This is a genomic window from Aquaspirillum sp. LM1, from assembly GCF_002002905.1.
GTDB lineage: Bacteria > Pseudomonadota > Gammaproteobacteria > Burkholderiales > Aquaspirillaceae > Rivihabitans.
The window spans coordinates 317,667-335,834 of the sequence record NZ_CP019509.1; the positions used below are offsets into that span (position 1 = coordinate 317,667).

The following is an 18,168-nucleotide window of genomic DNA, read 5'->3' on the forward strand; positions in this document are numbered from 1 at the left end:
CCACCAAACGCCCAAGCCCCTTGCCCCCCGGAAACCGCCATGCGTGACCTCACCCCGCTGATTAACCGCCTGAACAAGAACCATCGCCATCTGGCCAAGTGGGCTCGCCGGCAAGATACCGAATGCTACCGGCTGTACGACCGCGATATCCCCGAGTTTCCGGTGATTGTCGATGTGTACGCCAATAGCGCGCATATTCAGGAAGTGGACACTGGCTGGCAAATGGAAGACGACGAACACGCTGCCTGGATGCTGGCCATCCGCCAGACCGTGGCCGACGTGCTCGGTATTGCCCTGGACGACACCGCCATCAAGACCCGCCGCCGGCAAAAAGGCCTGGCCCAGTACGAAAAAACCGGCGAAACCGGGCGCGAGCGGATTGTCAGCGAAACCGGTCGCCGCTTTATCGTCAACCTGGAAGCCTACCTCGACACCGGCCTGTTTCTCGATCACCGCAATACCCGCCGCCTGGTGGGCGAGCAAGCTGCCGGCAAACGTTTTCTCAACCTGTTTGCCTATACCGGCAGTTTTACCGTCTACGCCGCCACGGGTGGCGCGGCGTCATCGGTAACGGTGGATCTGTCCAACACCTACCAGGACTGGTCACGCCGCAACTTCGAACTCAACGGCCTCGACCTCAGCCGCCACACCCTGGTGCGCGCCGACGTTTTCCGCTACCTGGAAGACGCTGCGGCTGCTGGCGAGCGCTTTGACTTGATCGTCATGGATCCGCCGAGTTTTTCCAACTCGAAAAAAATGCTCGACATCCTCGACGTGCAGCGCGACCACGTCAGCTTGATTGACGCCGCCATGGCCCTGCTCGCCCCTGATGGCGTGCTGTATTTTTCCAATAATCTGCGTGGATTCAAGCTGGAGGCCGAACTGGGCCAGCGTTATCTGGTGGATGACCTGAGCGCCAAGTCGGTGCCGGAGGATTTCCGCAACCGCAAGATTCATCAGTGTTTTCGGCTGCGGGCAACATAGCCAACACGCCAGGGGCATGAGGCGGCCCTGGCTTCCGACTGGCGCGCTGCATTCCATCACCCTCCGTTTTGTACCACTTCCGGCGAGGTGCCCAGCACCAGTTCGGTATAGGCATGGATATGCTGGTACAGCACCTGATCGACCCAGGCAATCGCTGTGGCGCTCTGGCCCGCCTGCATTTGCGCCGGGGTCAGCCAAACTGGCGCGCTGGGGGTGCCGGCATTCCAGGCAAACCCGGTTTCCGGGGTGGCATCCTGGTTGAGGATGCCGCTGATCTGTGCGCTGTGCAGGTGGGTGCACAGGCCATTTTCCAGTTCAAACAGCCCGGCCTTGACCTGGGCCATTTTCACCAGCGCCCAGATTTCTGCCAACTGCACATCACCATAGGCTTTTTGCCCCTGATAGCTGGCCTGGGCGTACAGCCCCGGCAAGGCGTCGAGGGTGGACAGCGCCCAGGCGCGGGGCACCACGTCAAACTGGTTCCAGACCACGGCGTTCCACACTTGCCACGGCGAGGCGCTGTCGCCGATGCTGGCGGGCAGGGTGTTCAGGTAGCGCTGCGCCAGCGCGGCATTGCCTGGCGTGGCACCGGCGGTGGCGTACACCCTGAGCTGATCTGCCTGCCAGTTGTCTTGCAGCGGGTGTTCCGGATCCACCAGCGCCAGCGCCAGGGTGGGCGACAACGCCCCGCCCAGCGAATGGCCGGTGACGGTCAGCGTGCAGCCGCTGGCGTTGACGCTCTGCAAAAAGCTCAGCAGGCCCTGACCGCCGGCATCGCGCATGGCCAACAGCTGGCTGACGCCGGTGAATGTGCCATTGTCCAGCGTGGCCAGCGCCGGGTTGCCCGATGTCAGCGCCGCGCCGGATCGCCAGTGCTTGAGCGCCGAGCGCCAGTCGTAGCCGGGCGTCAGGGTGAAGTCTTCCCGCAGCCAGTCGTAGGCCGAGTGCGGGTTGGTGCCGGCAATGGCAACGATGTAGCGCTGCTGACGGGCGCTATGCACCACCAACATGGCGTTGGTGGCTTCGAAGGTGGCTTGCGCGCTGAACGGCGTGACCAGCGGCCTGGCTCCCTTGACATACACCACCGGCCCCCACACGGCTTGCCAGTCGTCGCCAATCAGATCCTGACCTTGCAGCAGGGCTTGCCGCACCTTGTCGGTCAGGCGTTCGGTGAAAATCCGGGTGGCCTGCTCGCGGGCCTTTTCCAGGCATTGCGGCCATTTCTGGCTATGATCCAGCGGCACAAGCACATCGTGTTGCGACGCATCGTTGGCAAGCCATGACCAGTAAAAAGCAGTTTGCCAGGCATCGTAGCGGGGGGAGGGCATACTCATGAACAGGTTCCTTTAAGCGTCAGTATCAATGACATGCAGTAGAGAATATGACAAAAAATTCATATATATCAATGCAGTAGCGTCAAGGCTGACATGCAGGAACAGCGTGAATCAATAACACCTGATTGCACATGAAACCGGCATGGTGCTGGCGCTAATCCCATGCCGCTGGCCACCCGCTCAGCCGGGTTTGGCTGACGCCTTGCCCAGCACACTTTCGCGCAGCGCCCGCACCGTCGGGCCATCGCCGCCGGCCCGCCACACCAGCCAGGTGGGGCTGTCGGCGATGGTCGGCTGGAGCGCATGCACGGAAACCGACCCCGCTACTGCCAGGTTTTCCAGCAGGCTGAGCGGCATCATGGCAATGCCCATGCCCGAGGCAATGCAGCCCAGCATGGCGTGATAGGACGACAGTTCCACCACCCGCTCCGGCAGCACACCATCGCTGGCCAGCCAGTGTTCCAGCCGCTGCCGGTAGGCGCAGCCGGGGGCAAATGTCAGCAGGGTCAGTGTGCGCACGTCGCGGGCGCGGGCAATCGGCGGATGGTTGGCCGGGGCCACCAGCGCCAGCGTTTCGGCAAACGCCACCTCGCTGCACAGGCGCGGGTCGTCTACCGGGCCACTGACCAGCGCGCAATCCAGCTGGCCATTACGCACCCCGGTCAGTAACTGCGCGGTGGGGCCGGTGCGCAGTTCCAGTTGCACATCCGGGTAGCGCAGATGAAACGCCGCCAGCCGGCTGGGCAGCCGGGCGGCAGCGGTGCTTTCCATCGAGCCCAGTCGCAGCCGGCCACGCGGCATGGCGTCGGTGACGGCGGCGCGGGCTTCGTCGGCCAGGTCAAGCAGGCGCTCGGCGTAATTCACCAGCACATGTCCCGCCGGAGCCAGCGTCAGCCGCCGGCCTTCACGCACAAACAGCGGCACACCCAGGCCCGCTTCCAGCTGACGGATGCGGGTGGTGACGTTGGATTGCACCCGATGCAGACGGCTGGCGGCGCGGGTAATGCCGCCTTCCTGCACCACTGCCTGAAAAATACGCAGGTCGTCGAGATCCATGGTTCTGTTTTTGAGATGGTAATGTTCTGGATTATTCATTTTACTGAATTAACCGTTCCCCGCTACAGTCAGGGTCTTTGAGAGGGTGGAGCACACCGATGACGGCTTCTTCTCGCCCGGCCTGGACCGGTTATGCCGCCGCCTTGGGCGTGGTGCTGATCTGGACCGGATTTATCCTGATTTCCCGCTGGGGCGGCAAAAGCGCGCTGACCGGCTACGACGTACTGGCCCTGCGTCTGGGCACGGCGACGGTGCTGCTGCTGCCTTTTTGCCGCGACTTGCCGCTGAGTGTCTGGCGTGACCGCCGGCTGTGGACGTTGGCTGGCCTGGGCGGCCTGCTGTATGGCGTGCTGGTGTATACCGCGTTCAAATTTGCCCCGGCGGCGCACGGTGGCATCTTGCTGCCGGGCATGCAGCCGTTTCTGGTCACGGCGCTGCTGTGGGGCTGGCTGGGCGAACGCCCGCCGCGCAGCCGGCTGGTGGGCCTGAGCGCCATTGCCGTGGGCGTGCTGTGCGTGGCCTGGCCGTTACTGCAGGCCGGCGACTGGCGTACCTTGCCCGGCGATGCGCTGATGCTGGCGGCCTCGCTCACCTGGGCGGTGTACAGCGTGCTGGTGCGCCGCTGGGCGTTTTCGCCATGGACGCTGACCCGCTTTGTTGCGCTGGGGTCGGCGCTGGTGTATTTGCCGGTGTATGCGCTGTGGCTGCCCAAGGGGCTGACCGAAGTGAGCACTACCCAGCTGGTGGTGCAGGGGCTGTATCAGGGCATTGGCCCAACCATTATTGCCATGTGGCTGTTTTTGCTGGCGGTCAGCCAGCTCGGCCCGGCGCGCACGGGTGCGCTGATTGGCCTGGTGCCGGTGCTGGCCGGCCTGGCGGCAGTGCCCTTGCTGGGCGAGCCGCTGACTGCCAGCTTGCTGGTTGGTTTGTGTGCGGTCTCGGCGGGGGCGTGGTACGCGGCCAGGCCAGTGAAGGCGGCTTAGAGCACGCTCTTAGGGTTACCATCCGGTTTTATGGTTTTGATGGGTGCTCCATGCGCTACCCCCTGTTGATTATGGATTTTGACGGCACGCTGGCCGACAGCTTTCCGTTTTTTTGCCAGGTATTCAACCAGCTGGCGCAACAACATGGTTTTCGTCCGGTGGCCGGCGACGAGGTGGCGGCCTTGCGTCAGTGTTCGGTTCGTCAGATTGCCCGTCAGTTGGGCCTGCCGCTATGGAAGCTGCCGCGCGTGGCCCGGCATTTTACCCAGCTGATGCACGACGCACCGGACAGTGCGCCACTGTTTCCCGGCGTTGGCGCTGTGCTCGACCAGCTGTTGCAGCAAGGGGTGACGCTGGCGCTGGTGTCGTCCAACGTCCGGCGCAATGTGGCGCGCAGCCTGGGCGAGGCGCGGCTGGCGCGGTTTGCCGCCGTGGAATGCGGCAGCGCCTTGCTGGGCAAGGCGCACCGTTTGCGCCAGGTGGCGCAGCGCTGTCAGGTGCGCCCTGAGCAGGCGATTTACGTGGGCGACCAGCAGGCCGACGGCGATGCGGCCCGCCGCGCCGGCATGGCGTTTGCCGCCGTGAGCTGGGGCTACGCCAGTCTGGACAGCTTGCGCCCGTGCCAGCCGGTGCACTGCCTGCATCAGGTGGAAGATTTCTTGCTGCTGGGCAGGCCCGGCGGTCATCGACCCATCATGGCGTGACGCCTGGCGGCGCGCGCCGTTCGGTTTTATCCACTGCCCTATAGAAGGAACACGGCATGCCTTACGTCAACATCAAGATCACCCGCGAAGGGGCCAGCGCCGAGCAAAAAGCTGCGCTGATTGCCGGCACCACCGCCTTGCTGCGCGATATCCTGGGGAAAAACCCGGCCACCACGGTGGTGGTGATCGACGAGGTGGACACTGATAACTGGGGCATTGGTGGCGAGGTGGTGACCCAGTTGCGCCAGGCACAGGCTGCCGCGCGTTAAGCGTCGCGAACAAAACCCTCCTGGCGGTGTGGCCTTGGCGTAGGCCACAGGCGTGGCTCAGCCCTGGCCGGCCAGCGCCAGCGCATCGGTACACAGTGCATCCACGCCCATTACCCACAGCGCTTGCGCCGTGTCGGCGTCATTCACTGTCCAGCTCAGCAGCCACAAGCCCGCCTGATGAATGGCCGCTACCCGCTCGGCGGTCAGCTCGCGCCAGCCCAGATCGATGGCGCATACCGACAACGCCTGCGCTTGAGCCAGCCAGTCGTCGTGCCACTCGGCCAGCAGCAGGGCGCGGGGCAGCTGTGGCGCGGCGTCGCGGGCGGCCGCCAGCGCCGCGACGGAAAACGACGACAGCAAGGGCGGTTGCGGCTGGCCGGCAAACAGCCGGGCGCAGTCGGCAGCCACTCTGGCCCCGGTTTCTGCCTCGCGGCCTGGCCCCGGCTTGATCTCGACATTGGCGCACAGGCCATGGTCGTTGAGTAATTGCGCGGCGTCGGCCAGGCTGGGCAGTGGTTCGTCGGCAAAACGCGGCGAGAACCCCGCGCCGGCGTCCAGCCGGGACAGCGCCTTCCACGGCAGCGCATCGGCGGGGCCATGGCCATTGGTGGTGCGTTCCAGCGTGTCGTCGTGCAGCAAAAACGGCACGCCGTCGGCAGACAGGCGCACGTCAAACTCCACCATTTTTGCCCCGGCAAACGCCGCCAGCAGCATGCCGGCCAGGGTGTTTTCCGGGGCGGCGTCGCCACCACCACGGTGGAGGATCCAGCGTGGCCAGGGGAAGGGGGCAGTGGTCATTCAGCAACTCCTCAAAAAAGTGAAGTCCAGCTGAAGGCCGGTGCCATTCACGCTTGCAGGCACGGCCGCAGCGGCTGCCATTCTACCAAGCCATTGGCCTGCTGCAGCGCCATATTGTTCTGGGGAGGTGCAGATTGATTCAGGAAAATCGTTTTTGCCAAAAGCAATATCCAGCAAAATCAACATCCTGGATTCCCGCCTTCGCGGGTATAACGATGGTTTCAGTGTTTCCCTAGTCGTCAGTCACGTTGAAACATCAAGGGTTTATGCGAGCCAGTTTATGCCGGGTATCTCGGTTTAATTTCTGGGAAAACAAAACCTTACTTTGCCACAGCGAACTGTCTTTCGCTCCCTGTCCCGCCATGCGCCACGCCTACGGGGCACGCTGTGGTGCGGTCTGGGTTCCCGCCTGCGCGGGAACGACAAGTGGGTGAAACTCATTGTCAGAAGAGGGCTAGCCTCCGATGAGGAGTCCGGTTTAATTTATTTTAAAACAAAGCTTTACATGGAAGCAGCGAACTACCCGGCGCACCCCACCCCGTCATTCCCGCGCAGGCGGGAATCCAGGGGCATCCACAGCGTGCTGCGGGTAGGCGTGCTCACCACCGTCCCGCCATGCTAATCCCCCACGGCGCACGCGGTGGCGCGGTCTGGGTTCCCGCCTGCGCGGGAACGGCACGTCGGGTGAGGTTCAGCCGCAAGTGGTCGAGTCGCCGTCCCGTTGAAATACCCGCGTGCAGGCGAGTACGTGGGTATCTGTGCCAATGATTGGTTCATATCAGGGTGACTGACGACTAGGCTTTGGTGGCAGTGCATGTGCTGCAGCCAGGCACCAGCTTACCCCGCCACCGGCGGATGATCCGGGTGAATGCGCTGCTGCTGGGCAAAAAAGCCTTCGCTGTGTACCCATTCCGGCCTGGCCCCCAGCGCGGTCACGGCGCTGACGCAGCTGTCGACAAATTCCGGGCTGCCCGCCACAAAAATGGTGTGGCGCGACAGGTCGGCAAACAGCTTGGGCAGAATGTGCGGAATCCGCCCGGACAGATACCCATCCTGGCTGTCGCGGGTCAGGGTGATCTTGTAGTCAAAATGACGGTGCTTGGTGCGCCACCAGGCCATCAGGCCCTGGGCGTAGACATCCGCCGGGGTGCGGGCGGAAAACAGCAGGGTGACCGGCTTGCGAAAGCCCCGGCGCAGCGCGGCTTCGGTCAGCGCCAGGATGGGGGCCAGGCCGGTGCCGGCGGCCAGGCACAGTACCGGGGTGTCCACCGAAGGATCACCAATAAAGGTGCCATACGCGCCGGACAGTTTGAGGCTGTCGCCGGTGTGCAGTGCGTCGTGTACCCACTGGCTGGCCTGGCCGCCTTCGGCGCGGGCCACTTGCAGCACCAGTTCGCCATCCGGGCGCGGGGCGTTGGCAATTGAATACGCTCGTGCCGGGATGTCGCGTGGCGCGGGTTTGAGCATCACATACTGGCCGGGCCAGTGGCGGATGGGCTGGCCCACCGGGCGCAGGCGCAGCTCCACCACCCGTTCGGCCACTTCGCGCTTGTCCACCAGCACAAACAGGGCATCCTCACGCGGCGGAAACAGCTTGGGCTTGGCGTCTTCGGTGCCCCATTCGATGGTGAGTTCGTCAGAAATCGGCTTGGCCATGCACATCAGGCCGTAGCCCTGGCGGCGCTCTTCCTGCGACAGCGCCATGTCCAGCACCATGCCTTGGTCAAAATGGCCAGCGCTGACCTTGACCTTGCACTCGCCGCAAGCGCCGGCGCGACAGTTGTTGGGCAGGGCGTAGCCGGCTTTTTCAAGCGCCATCAGCACGGTGTCGCCGCTGGCGCACTCGACCGATTTGCCCGAGGGTTGCAGGATGATGCGGGGCATAAGAATCTCGTTGGGTTGATTGCAGTATGGGCGGGTCTGGCTACGCCAGCCCGCCTGTGTCCAGCAGGCGCGGCACCGGCAGCGGGGCATCGCTGCCGGTGCCGCGCCTGCTGATCAGAATACCGGAATGATGTCTTCCATTTCGATGTCGCTGACTTCTTGACCGGTAATGCCCACTTCCGGAATCGCCGGGAACGGGATGTTATAGCGGTCGAGCACGCCCTTCAGGTTGATCATCGCGTTACGCCAGTTTTCCAGCTTCATTTCGTAGGTGGGGATGCCAAAGCCGGCGGCGCGCGCCACTTCTTCGGCTTCACGCTGGTTGGCAATGAAGTCGGACGGCAGGTCCCAGAACTCCATCGGCGGTTCAAACAGCACGGCGGACAAGAACAGATAGCCGGCGCGGATCTGCTTGGTGACGATGGCCTTGGTCGAATCGTCCAGGCCCGGATAGTCACGCTCCATCACTGCCATGCAGATGGCCATGTGGCGGCCTTCGTCGCGGCCAATGTTCTTGAAGCCTTCCTTGAAAACCGCTTCACGCGAGTTGTCGTACATCTGTTTGAAGATGGTGGCGGCAGCAATTTCGCCCATCAGGAAGGAGCTGAACAGCACGGCCAGGTCGTACTTGGGCACTGCCTGCTTGTAGCCGGTCCAGTAGCGGCCACCGTTGAAGTACAGCCACTGCACATTCTTTTGCAGACGCTTGCCCAGCTCGGTTTTGGGCTGGTAGGTCAGCGGGTCCGGGTGGCCAAGCATCTTGGTGATGGCCAGGCCACACATGATTTCGTGGTTCTGCTCGTCGCGGGTCACCGAGAAGAAGCATTTGCGCACCGGGTCTTCTTCGTGCACTTCGTAGGTCTTGATCAGGGCTTCGGCAAATACCGGCGGGGCCGAGGCGTCGAACACCGACAGCAGGCTCCACCAGTAGGCGATGGATTCGCGCTCTTCCCAGCTGTAGCTGTCCACATCCAGGGTGTCCCAGGGCAGTTTTTCCGGGTCCCAGTTTTCGCGCAGTGCGGCTTCCCACACTTCCTGCAGTTTCTTGGTTTTGTTGTTCCACGAGAGCGGATAGACATTCGGCTGCACGGTGGCGGGCGGAAATTCCATCTTGTCGGCAAAACGTTCCTTGTGGCTGGACATACAGCTTCTCCTGAGTAGGCGGGTCACATCATCAACAGGGCGGCAAACCGGCTGGTTTGTGTCATTTATAGTGATACATAAATAATCGCATAGTCAACAAAAATTGTATCGCTTTGTGCAATGAGCTTTGCTGCATGGCAACATACCACCGGGAAAGTACAGCCGTTTTTCGCCTGAAAATTCCACATAACTTATTTATTTATAAGATATTTCTTTGATAGAAACTTATTTCCTGATACGTAATTTTATACATGACCCACAAAAAAATACGATACTAAAAGTTGACACAAGTTATGTTTGTTCGTAACGTTTGTCGCACTTGCCCACTTGTCTGGAGACACACCATGAGCCACCCCCTGCTGGAAAAGCACCGCGCCACCCTCGACGGCGCCCTGAACGCGATTGCCACCCGAGGCTACTGGTCGGCCTACCCGGAAATGCCCAGCCCCAAGCTGTATGGCGAAACCGCAGCAGAGGAAGGCAAGCAGGCATTTAACGCGCTGCTGGGCCAGCGCTTTGTGCTGGATCAGCCAGGGCAGACCGGCTGGCACGGTGGCGAAGCATCGCCCTACGGCATTGAACTGGGGGTGAGCTATCCGGTGTGTGACCCGGACGCGCTGATTGCCGGCGGGCTGATGGCCATGGCCGGCTGGCAGGCGCTGGGCGCTGCCGGGCGCACTGGCGTGTGTCTGGAAATGCTGGCGCGACTGAACCAGCACAGCTTTGCCCTGGCCCACGCGGTGATGATGACCACCGGCCAGGGCTGGATGATGGCGTTCCAGGCCGGCGCGCCGCATGCCCAGGATCGTGGACTGGAAGCCGTGGCCTACGCCTGGCGCGAACAAAGCTTTGTGCCGACCGACGCGCTATGGGAAAAACCGCAAGGCAAGAACCCGCCGCTGCAGATGCAAAAACACTTTGAGATTGTCGGGCGCGGCATTGGCCTGGTGATTGGCTGCGCCACCTTCCCCACCTGGAACACCTATCCCGGCCTGTTTGCCGCGCTGGCCACCGGCAATGCGGTCATCGTCAAGCCGCACAGCAACGCCATCCTGCCGGCGGCAATGACCGTGCGCATTCTGCGCGCCGTGCTCAGCGAACAGGGGCTGGATCCCAACCTGGTCAGCCTGTGCGTCACGCCGTCGCGACATATCACCCAGGCGCTGGCCACCCATCCGGCAGTCAAGTCAGTGGACTTCACTGGCGGCAATGGCTTTGGCCAGTGGCTGCACACCCATGCCCGCCAGGCCCAGGTGTATGCCGAACTGGCCGGAGTCAACAACATCGTCATCGACTCCACCGACCAGTACAAAGCCATGCTCGGCAATCTGGCCTTCACCCTGTCGCTGTATTCCGGGCAGATGTGCACCACCTCGCAGGCGATTTTTGTACCGGCTGCCGGTATCCACACCGAAGACGGCTCAAAAAGCTATGACGAGGTGTGCGCTGACCTGGCCAAGGCGGTCGAGCGCTTTCTGGGCAAGCCGGAAGTGGCCCACGCCGTGCTGGGGGCGATTCAATCCGCCGATACCCTGGCGCGCATCGAGCAGGCCAATGCTGGTGAACTCGGCCCGGTGGTGCTGGCGTCAGTCAAGCTGGACAACCCGGATTTTCCTGCCGCCCAGGTGCGCACCCCGGTGCTGCTGGCCTGCGACGCCGCCGACGAGGCGCGCTACATGGAAGAACGCTTCGGCCCGATCAGCTTTATCGTCAAGGTGGCTGACACCGCCGCCGGCATTGCCTTGTCCGAGCGGGTGGTCAGCCAGCATGGCGCGCTGACGGTAGGGGTGTATTCCACCCAGCCAGAGGTGATCGACGCCATGACCGCCGCCACCTGGCGCAGCAAGGTGGCGCTGTCGATCAACCTCACTGGTGGGGTGTTCGTCAATCAGTCCGCCGCGTATTCCGACTACCACGGCACCGGTGGTAACCCGGCGGCCAATGCGGCTTACGCCAATTCGGCCTTTGTGGCCAACCGCTTTGTGGTGGTGCAACGCCGCCGCCACGTATGAGGAACGGCCATGCGCTTTGAACATCTCCAGTTTGAGCTGCACGACGGCGTGGCCCGACTGACGCTGAACCGCCCGGACAAACTCAACAGCTTCAATAGTGACATGCACGCCGAACTGCGCGTGGCGCTGGACCAGCTGCAGGACACCCCGGCTGCGCGGGTGCTGGTGCTGACCGGCGCTGGCCGGGCCTTTTGTGCCGGCCAGGATCTGGCCGACCCGGCGATGCAGGCGGTGGACGGCAAGATGCCGGACATCGGCAATGTGGTGGAACGCCACTACAAGCCGCTGATTCTGCGCTTGCAGAACCTGCGCGTGCCCACCCTGGCAGCGGTCAACGGCATTGCGGCAGGCGCGGGGGCATCGCTGGCGCTGGCCTGCGACCTGGTGGTGGCCAGCCAGTCGGCCGCGTTTTTGCAGGCGTTTTCCAAAATTGGCCTGATTCCGGACACCGGCGGCACCTGGTTTCTGCCGCAACGGGTGGGCATGGCCCGCGCCATGGGGCTGGCCTTGCTGGCCGACAAACTGCCAGCAGCCAAAGCCGCCGAATGGGGGCTGATCTGGGAATGCGTGGAAGACGAACGCTTTGCCAGCCGGATTGACAGCCTGGCCGCCCAACTGGCCAGCGCACCGACCAAGGCGCTGGTGCGCACCCGCCAGGCCATGCACGCCGCCGCCAGCCACACCCTGGAACAGCAACTGTCGATGGAAGGCAGTTTCATGCGCGAACTGGGCTGGAGCGCCGACTACGCCGAAGGCGTGCAGGCGTTCATCGACAAGCGCGCGCCGCGCTTTGGCGGGGTGTAAGCATGAGCGCCCCGTCTGTTTCTGCCGCCCTGCCGCTGTCGGCGCGGATTGCCGTGGTCGGCGCGGGGGCCATGGGCACCGGCATTGCCCAGGTGGCCGCCGCCGCCGGCCATGCGGTCAGCCTGCTGGACAACCGCCCTGACGCCGCCGCCCACGCCGTGGCGGCCATCCGCGCCCAGTTTGCCCGGCTGGCCGACAAGGGCCAGCTCAGCGCCGACGCCGCCCAGGCGGCCGCCAGCCGGCTGCAGGCGGTCACCGAGCTGGCCGAACTGGCCGACGCCGATCTGGTAATCGAAGCCATTGTGGAAAACCTCGACGCCAAGCAGGCGCTGTATGCCGCGCTGGAAGCGCTGGTGGGCCCGGACTGCCTGTTTGCCACCAACACCTCGTCGATTTCGGTCACTGCCATCGCCGCCAGACTGCAACGCCCGGAACGGCTGGCCGGCCTGCACTTTTTCAATCCGGCACCGCTGATGGCGCTGGTGGAAATTGTCTCTGGCCTGGCCACCGACCCCGCCGTGGCCAACACCCTGTTTGCCACCGCCGCCGCCTGGGGCAAAACCCCGGTCCACGCCAAATCCACCCCCGGTTTCATCGTCAACCGGGTGGCGCGGCCCTACTACGCCGAAGCCTTGCGCCTGCTACAGGAAGGCGCGGCAGACATTGCCACCCTGGATGCGCTGCTGCGCGAAGCCGGCGGATTTCGCATGGGGCCGTTCGAGCTGATGGACCTGATTGGCCACGACGTGAACTTTGCCGTCACCCAGTCGGTGTGGCGGGCGTTTTACCACGACCCGCGCTTTACCCCATCGCTGATCCAGCAGGAACGGGTGGACGCCGGTTTTTACGGTAAAAAAACCGGGCGCGGCTTTTACGACTACCGCGACGGCGCAGTGCGCCCGCTGCCGCACAGCGAAGCGGCCCAGCCCCAGCCTGGCACCATCGTGCTGTATGGCAGCAGCCCCGCCAGCCAGGCGCTGGCGCAGCGGCTGGGCGAACGCGGCGTGGCGTTTGCGCAAGCGCAGGCCAGCGATGCACGGGTGGCCGACGTGGACGGCGCAACGCTGTTTGTCAGCGATGGCCGCAGCGCCACCCAGCGCGCCCACGACAGCGGCATCGCCAACACCGTGCTGCTCGATCTGGCGCTGGATTATCGCCAGGCCAGCCGGCTGGGGGTGACGGTGGCCGAGGGCTGCAGCGACAGCGCCGCTCAGGCCGCCATCGGCCTGCTGCAGGCCGCCGGCCTGGCGGTGTCGCGCCTGCGCGATGTGCCGGGGCTGGCGGTGATGCGCACCGTAGCCATGCTGGCCAACGAAGCAGCCGACGCGGTGAATCAGTCGGTGTGCTCGGCCACGGCAGTCGATGCCGCCATGCGCCTGGGAGTGAATTACCCCCTGGGGCCGCTGGCCTGGGCCGAGCAAATTGGCGTGGGCCAGGTGTGTGCCGTGCTCAGCCATCTGGCCGCCAGCTATGGCGAAGACCGCTACCGGCTGTCGCCCTTGCTGCAACACCACGCCCTGACCGGAAAGGCACTGTCATGACCGACACCGTATTGCCCCCCGACGACCCCCAGGCGCTGGCCGAGGCCACCGCCCAGGCCATGTGGTCACGCGACCGCGCCGCCCAGGCGCTGGGCATGCAGATTGTTCAGGTGCAGCCAGGCCGCGCCACGCTGAGCATGCAGGTGCGCGCCGACATGGTGAATGGCCACCATATCTGCCACGGCGGCATGATTTTCAGCCTGGCCGACACCGCCTTTGCCTACGCCTGCAACAGCGGCAACCACAACACCGTGGCATCGGCCTGCCACATTGATTTTCTGGCCCCGGCGCGCGAGGGCGAGCGGCTGCTGGCCGACGCGGCGGTCCAGTCGCAGGCCGGGCGCACCGGGGTATACGACGTGACGGTGCGCCGCGAGGACGGCAGCGTGATTGCCCTGTTCCGGGGCAAATCCTGCCGCATTCCGGGCGAGGTGATAGCCGGTTTGCAGCAGGCGGATTCGGCGCACTGACTGACCCCCGGCTACGCCGGGGCATAACAATATCCAGGAGGAGACCCCCATGCCCGTCAAGCAACCCCGCCCCGGCGAGCTCGACCCGATTGAAACCGCCAGCCGTGATGAAATTTCGGCGCTGCAACTGCAGCGCCTGCAATGGTCGCTGCGCCACTGTTACGACAATGTGGCCGCCTACCGGAAAAAATGCCAGGACAAGGGCGTGCATCCGGATGACCTCAAGCAGCTGTCCGACCTGTCGCGTTTTCCGTTCATGACCAAATCCGACCTGCGCGACCACTACCCGTTTGGCCTGCTGGCGGTGCCACGCGAACAGGTGGCCCGCCTGCATGCCTCCAGCGGTACCACTGGCAAATCGGTGGTGGTGGGCTACACCCGCAATGACCTGGACCACTGGGCCAATGTGGTGGCGCGCTCGATCCGCGCCGCCGGGGGGCGGGCGGGCGATATGGTGCATGTGGCCTACGGCTACGGCATGTTCACCGGCGGACTGGGCGCGCATTACGGTGCCGAACGGCTGGGCTGTACCGTGGTGCCGATGTCGGGCGGGCAAACCGAAAAACAGGTGCAGCAAATCCTGGATTTCCGCCCGGATATCATCATGGTCACCCCGTCGTATTCGCTGGTGATTGCCGAAGAATTCGAGCGGCTGGGCATTGCCCCGCAGGACATCTCGCTGAAGGTAGGCATTTTTGGTGCCGAACCATGGGGCGAGGGCATGCGCGGCGAAATTGAACGCAAGCTGGGCATCGACGCGGTGGACATCTACGGCCTGACCGAAGTGATGGGGCCAGGGGTGGCCTGTGAATGCATCGAGAGCAAGGATGGCCCGGTGATCTGGGAAGACCATTTCTACCCCGAGATCATCGACCCGAACACTGGCGAAGTGTTACCCGATGGCAGCGAAGGCGAGCTGGTGTTCACCTCGCTGACCAAGGAAGCCTTTCCGGTCATCCGCTACCGCACCCGCGACCTGACCCGGCTGCTGCCGCCGACGTCGCGTGCGTTCCGCCGCATTGGCAAGATCACGGGCCGCTCGGACGACATGCTGATTGTGCGCGGGGTGAATGTGTTTCCCACTCAGATCGAAGAGCAAATCCTGCGCGATGCGCGCCTGACCGGCAACTACCAGATTGTGCTGGCCCGTGATGGCCATCTGGACCATGTGGAAGTGCGCTGCGAGCTGCAGCGCGAAGTGTCCGGGAAACTGCCACCGGCCACGGTGGACGATATCCGCCGCCGCCTGCAACACCACATCAAGACCCTCATCGGCATTTCCACTCGGATTGAAGTGATGGAATTCGACACCCTGCCGCGCACGCAAACCGGCAAGGCCCGCCGGGTGATCGACCAACGCCCAAAGCAGCTGTAAGGAGCCCATGATGACTGATGCGTATCTGTGCGACGCCATCCGCACCCCGATTGGCCGCTACGGCGGCGCGCTGGCCGGCGTGCGCGCCGATGACCTGGGTGCCATCCCGCTCAAGGCGCTGATGGCACGCCATCCGCAGCTGGACTGGGCGCAGGTGGACGACCTGATTTACGGCTGTGCCAACCAGGCCGGCGAAGACAACCGCAATGTGGCACGCATGGCCGGGCTACTGGCCGGGCTGCCCGTCGAGGTGCCGGGCACCACGGTGAACCGGCTGTGCGGCTCCGGCATGGACGCCGTGGGGCTGGCCGCGCGCTCGATCAAATCCGGTGAAACCCACCTGATGCTGGCCGGCGGGGTGGAAAGCATGTCGCGCGCGCCGTTTGTGCTGGCCAAGGCCGACAGCGCGTTTTCCCGCCAGGCGGCGATTTACGACACCACCATCGGCTGGCGCTTTGCCAACCCGAAGATGAAGGCGCTGTACGACACCCATTCGATGCCGCAAACCGCCGACAACGTGGCGCAGGAATTTGCCATCAGCCGCATCGACCAGGACGCCTTTGCCTGGCGCAGCCAGCAACGCTGGGCCGCCGCCGACGCCGCCGGGCGCTTTGCCGACGAGCTGACGCCGGTACTGATCGCCCAGAAGAAAGGCGAGCCCAAGGTGGTGGACCACGACGAACACCCGCGCCCGGACACCACGCTGGAACAACTGGCCCGGCTCAAGGGCGTCAACGGCCCGGAACTCAGCGTCACCGCCGGCAACGCCTCCGGGGTGAATGACGGTGCGTGTGCGCTGCTGCTGGCCTCGGGCGCGGCAGCAGCGCAGCACGGCCTGACCCCGCTGGGCCGGGTGGTGGGCATGGCCACCGCCGGCGTGCCACCACGCATCATGGGCTTTGGCCCGGCCCCGGCAGTGAAGAAGGTGCTGGCCCAAACCGGCCTGACCCTGGCGCAGATGGACGTGATCGAACTCAACGAAGCCTTTGCCGCCCAGGCGCTGGCCGTACTGCGCGACCTCGGCCTGGCCGACGACGCCGAACACGTCAACCCCAACGGCGGTGCCATCGCCCTGGGCCACCCACTGGGCATGAGCGGTGCCCGGCTGGTGACCACCGCCCTGTACGAACTGCGCCGCCGGGGCGGGCGCTACGCCCTGTGCACCATGTGCATCGGCGTTGGCCAGGGCATCGCCATGGTGATTGAGCGGGTGTGATTGCCTGCGCGCACCGGTTTGTTTCAGTGGTTTTGCATGGTGCGCACATATCAAGCATGCCATTTGCCGCAAACCGTTGCGCTTAACCGCTTTACCCCCCCGTATGCAGCGCCGAGCATCGCAGACCCTCAGGGGGACGTCCGGCACGGTTGTTTGAGCGGCGGCGTAGCCGACGCGAGTTCCCGGGCCGGCCCTGAGGGTCGAGAAGCGCAGGGCACCCAGCCGCAGGCTGGGCGCGGAAGTCGGGTCGCCTTTCTTTGCCTTCTTTCTTTGGCGAAGCAAAGAAAGAAGGGCGGATGCGAGACGCACTCTCGCCTCAATCAAGCCTGCGCGCAGCGCAGCCAACTCAACCCAACACATAACAAATAGAGCCGTCCACACAAGGAGAGACAACATCATGCAACAGCTTACCCGCACCACCCTGCTCGGCCTGGCGCTCAGCCTGACCGCACTCAACACCCAGGCCGCAGACCCGATCAAAGTAGGCTCGGTGCTGTCAGTCACCGGCCCCGCCGCCTTCCTGGGCGACCCCGAACTGAAAACCCTGCAACTGTACGTGGACGAACTGAACAAAAAAGGCGGCGTACTTGGCCGCCCCCTGCAACTGGTCCACTACGACGACGGCAGCGATGCCAACAAGGCCAACGGCTTTGCCAAACGCCTGATCGAAGACGACAAGGTGGACGTGATGATTGGCGGCACCACCACCGGTGCCACCATGTCGATGGCCCCGCTGGTCGAGCGCGCTGGCGTGCCATTCATCTCACTGGCCGGTGCCGTGGTCATTGTCGAACCCGTAAAAAAATGGGTGTTCAAAACCCCGCACACCGACCGCATGGCCGCCGAAAAAGTGTTTGAAGACATGAAAAAACGCGGCATCAGCAAAGTGGCGCTGCTGGCAGAAACCTCCGGCTTTGGCCAATCGGGCAAAAAAGAAACCGAAGGCGTGGCGGGCAAGTACGGCATCACCCTGGTGGCCAGCGAAACCTACGGCCCCAAAGACACCGACATGAGCCCGCAACTGACCAAGATCAAGAATACGCCGGGGGTGCAGGCAGTATTCATCTTTGGCCTGGGCCAGGGCCCGGCCATTGCCACCAAAAACGTCAAGCAGCTGGGCATCAGCCTGCCGCTGTACCACGCCCACGGCGTGGCCTCGGAAGAATTCCTCAAGCTGGCCGGCCCGGCAGCCGAAGGCGTGCGCCTGCCTGCCGCCGCGCTGCTGGTGGCCGACAAGCTGGACAGCAAAGACCCGCAAAAACCGGTGGTGACCGGCTACGCCAAAACCTTTCAGGACAAATGGAAAACCGAGGTGTCGTCATTTGGCGGCCATGCCTACGACGGCCTGATGCTGACCGTAGACGCCATCAAGCGCGCCAACAGCGTGGACAAGGCCAAGGTGCGCGACGCCCTCGAAGCCACCAAGGGCTATATCGGCACCAGCGGCAAGGTGACCATGAGCGCCAGCGACCACATGGGCCTGGACCTGAGCGCGTTTCGCATGCTGGAAGTGAAGTCCGGCGACTGGACGCTGAGCCATTAAGGCTACGCTGAAAAAATCGTCATTCCCGCGAAGGCGGGAATCCAGGGTGTTG

Annotated in this window: 17 protein-coding genes; 11 read left to right on the top strand and 6 right to left on the bottom strand. The window is 64.0% G+C overall.

The features are described 5' to 3' along the window. Nucleotides 1-39 precede the first annotated feature (39 nt). Nucleotides 40-984: a class I SAM-dependent methyltransferase gene (locus BXU06_RS01425; RefSeq protein WP_077296170.1), complete on the top strand. Its 945-nt coding sequence runs from the start codon at nt 40-42 to the stop codon at nt 982-984. 56 nt (nt 985-1,040) lie between these two features. On the opposite strand, the gene BXU06_RS01430 is transcribed toward BXU06_RS01425, so the two are convergent. Both BXU06_RS01430 and BXU06_RS01435 read right to left on the bottom strand, forming a co-directional pair. After that, entirely contained in the window at nt 1,041-2,318 is a 1,278-nt protein-coding gene (locus BXU06_RS01430) for a hypothetical protein (RefSeq protein ID WP_077296171.1), read from the bottom strand. A 180-nt stretch (nt 2,319-2,498) separates the two neighbouring features. After that, entirely contained in the window at nt 2,499-3,374 is an 876-nt protein-coding gene (locus BXU06_RS01435; RefSeq protein ID WP_077296172.1) for a LysR family transcriptional regulator, read from the bottom strand. Nucleotides 3,375-3,472: 98 nt separating this feature from the next. Here BXU06_RS01435 and BXU06_RS01440 point away from each other — a divergent pair, with 98 nt between their 5' ends. The 3 genes from BXU06_RS01440 to BXU06_RS01450 are packed head-to-tail and all read left to right on the top strand — an operon-like array spanning nt 3,473 to nt 5,330. After that, nucleotides 3,473-4,357 carry a DMT family transporter gene (locus BXU06_RS01440; protein ID WP_077296173.1) on the top strand — a complete coding sequence of 295 codons (885 nt, stop codon included), beginning with the start codon at nt 3,473-3,475 and terminating at the stop codon, nt 4,355-4,357. A gap of 50 nt (nt 4,358-4,407) precedes the next feature. Continuing rightward, nucleotides 4,408-5,061: an HAD hydrolase-like protein gene (locus BXU06_RS01445; protein WP_077296174.1), complete on the top strand. Its 654-nt coding sequence runs from the start codon at nt 4,408-4,410 to the stop codon at nt 5,059-5,061. Between the two features lie 56 nt (nt 5,062-5,117). Beyond that, nucleotides 5,118-5,330, top strand: coding sequence for a 2-hydroxymuconate tautomerase family protein (locus tag BXU06_RS01450; RefSeq protein ID WP_077296175.1), 213 nt, complete (start codon nt 5,118-5,120; stop codon nt 5,328-5,330). A gap of 57 nt (nt 5,331-5,387) precedes the next feature. Here BXU06_RS01450 and ugpQ read toward each other — a convergent pair whose 3' ends face one another. The 4 genes from ugpQ to BXU06_RS01465 all read right to left on the bottom strand — a co-directional run bounded on the left by ugpQ (nt 5,388) and on the right by BXU06_RS01465 (nt 9,155). Further along, entirely contained in the window at nt 5,388-6,128 is a 741-nt protein-coding gene (ugpQ, locus tag BXU06_RS01455) for a glycerophosphodiester phosphodiesterase (RefSeq protein WP_077296176.1), read from the bottom strand. Beyond that, nucleotides 6,129-6,314 (bottom strand): hypothetical protein, encoded by a 186-nt coding sequence (locus BXU06_RS17170; RefSeq protein WP_150125060.1) that lies wholly within the window; start codon nt 6,312-6,314, stop codon nt 6,129-6,131. A gap of 651 nt (nt 6,315-6,965) precedes the next feature. Continuing rightward, nucleotides 6,966-8,012 (bottom strand): 2Fe-2S iron-sulfur cluster-binding protein, encoded by a 1,047-nt coding sequence (locus tag BXU06_RS01460; RefSeq protein WP_077296177.1) that lies wholly within the window; start codon nt 8,010-8,012, stop codon nt 6,966-6,968. Nucleotides 8,013-8,126: 114 nt separating this feature from the next. After that, entirely contained in the window at nt 8,127-9,155 is a 1,029-nt protein-coding gene (locus BXU06_RS01465) for a hypothetical protein (protein WP_077296178.1), read from the bottom strand. Between the two features lie 344 nt (nt 9,156-9,499). On the opposite strand from BXU06_RS01465, the gene paaN reads away from it, so the two are divergent. From paaN to BXU06_RS01500, 7 genes are all read left to right on the top strand, one after another. After that, entirely contained in the window at nt 9,500-11,167 is a 1,668-nt protein-coding gene (gene paaN / locus BXU06_RS01470; RefSeq protein ID WP_077296179.1) for a phenylacetic acid degradation protein PaaN, read from the top strand. Between the two features lie 9 nt (nt 11,168-11,176). Beyond that, entirely contained in the window at nt 11,177-11,971 is a 795-nt protein-coding gene (paaG, locus tag BXU06_RS01475) for a 2-(1,2-epoxy-1,2-dihydrophenyl)acetyl-CoA isomerase PaaG (RefSeq protein ID WP_077296180.1), read from the top strand. Between the two features lie 2 nt (nt 11,972-11,973). After that, the gene (gene paaH, locus BXU06_RS01480) at nt 11,974-13,512 is read left to right on the top strand and encodes a 3-hydroxyacyl-CoA dehydrogenase PaaH (protein ID WP_077296181.1); all 1,539 of its coding nucleotides are present in this window, start codon (nt 11,974-11,976) and stop codon (nt 13,510-13,512) included. Next, nucleotides 13,509-13,982 (top strand): hydroxyphenylacetyl-CoA thioesterase PaaI, encoded by a 474-nt coding sequence (gene paaI, locus BXU06_RS01485; RefSeq protein ID WP_077296182.1) that lies wholly within the window; start codon nt 13,509-13,511, stop codon nt 13,980-13,982. The genes paaH and paaI overlap by 4 nt, the downstream gene beginning before the upstream one ends. A 49-nt stretch (nt 13,983-14,031) precedes the next feature. Beyond that, complete coding sequence (paaK, locus tag BXU06_RS01490) at nt 14,032-15,357, top strand: phenylacetate--CoA ligase PaaK (RefSeq protein ID WP_077296183.1); 1,326 nt, start codon at nt 14,032-14,034, stop codon at nt 15,355-15,357. A gap of 10 nt (nt 15,358-15,367) precedes the next feature. After that, nucleotides 15,368-16,573 carry a 3-oxoadipyl-CoA thiolase gene (gene pcaF, locus BXU06_RS01495; RefSeq protein ID WP_077296184.1) on the top strand — a complete coding sequence of 402 codons (1,206 nt, stop codon included), beginning with the start codon at nt 15,368-15,370 and terminating at the stop codon, nt 16,571-16,573. Between the two features lie 397 nt (nt 16,574-16,970). After that, nucleotides 16,971-18,116, top strand: a complete 1,146-nt coding sequence (locus BXU06_RS01500; RefSeq protein WP_077296185.1) for an ABC transporter substrate-binding protein — start codon at nt 16,971-16,973, stop codon at nt 18,114-18,116. Nucleotides 18,117-18,168: the final 52 nt, after the last annotated feature.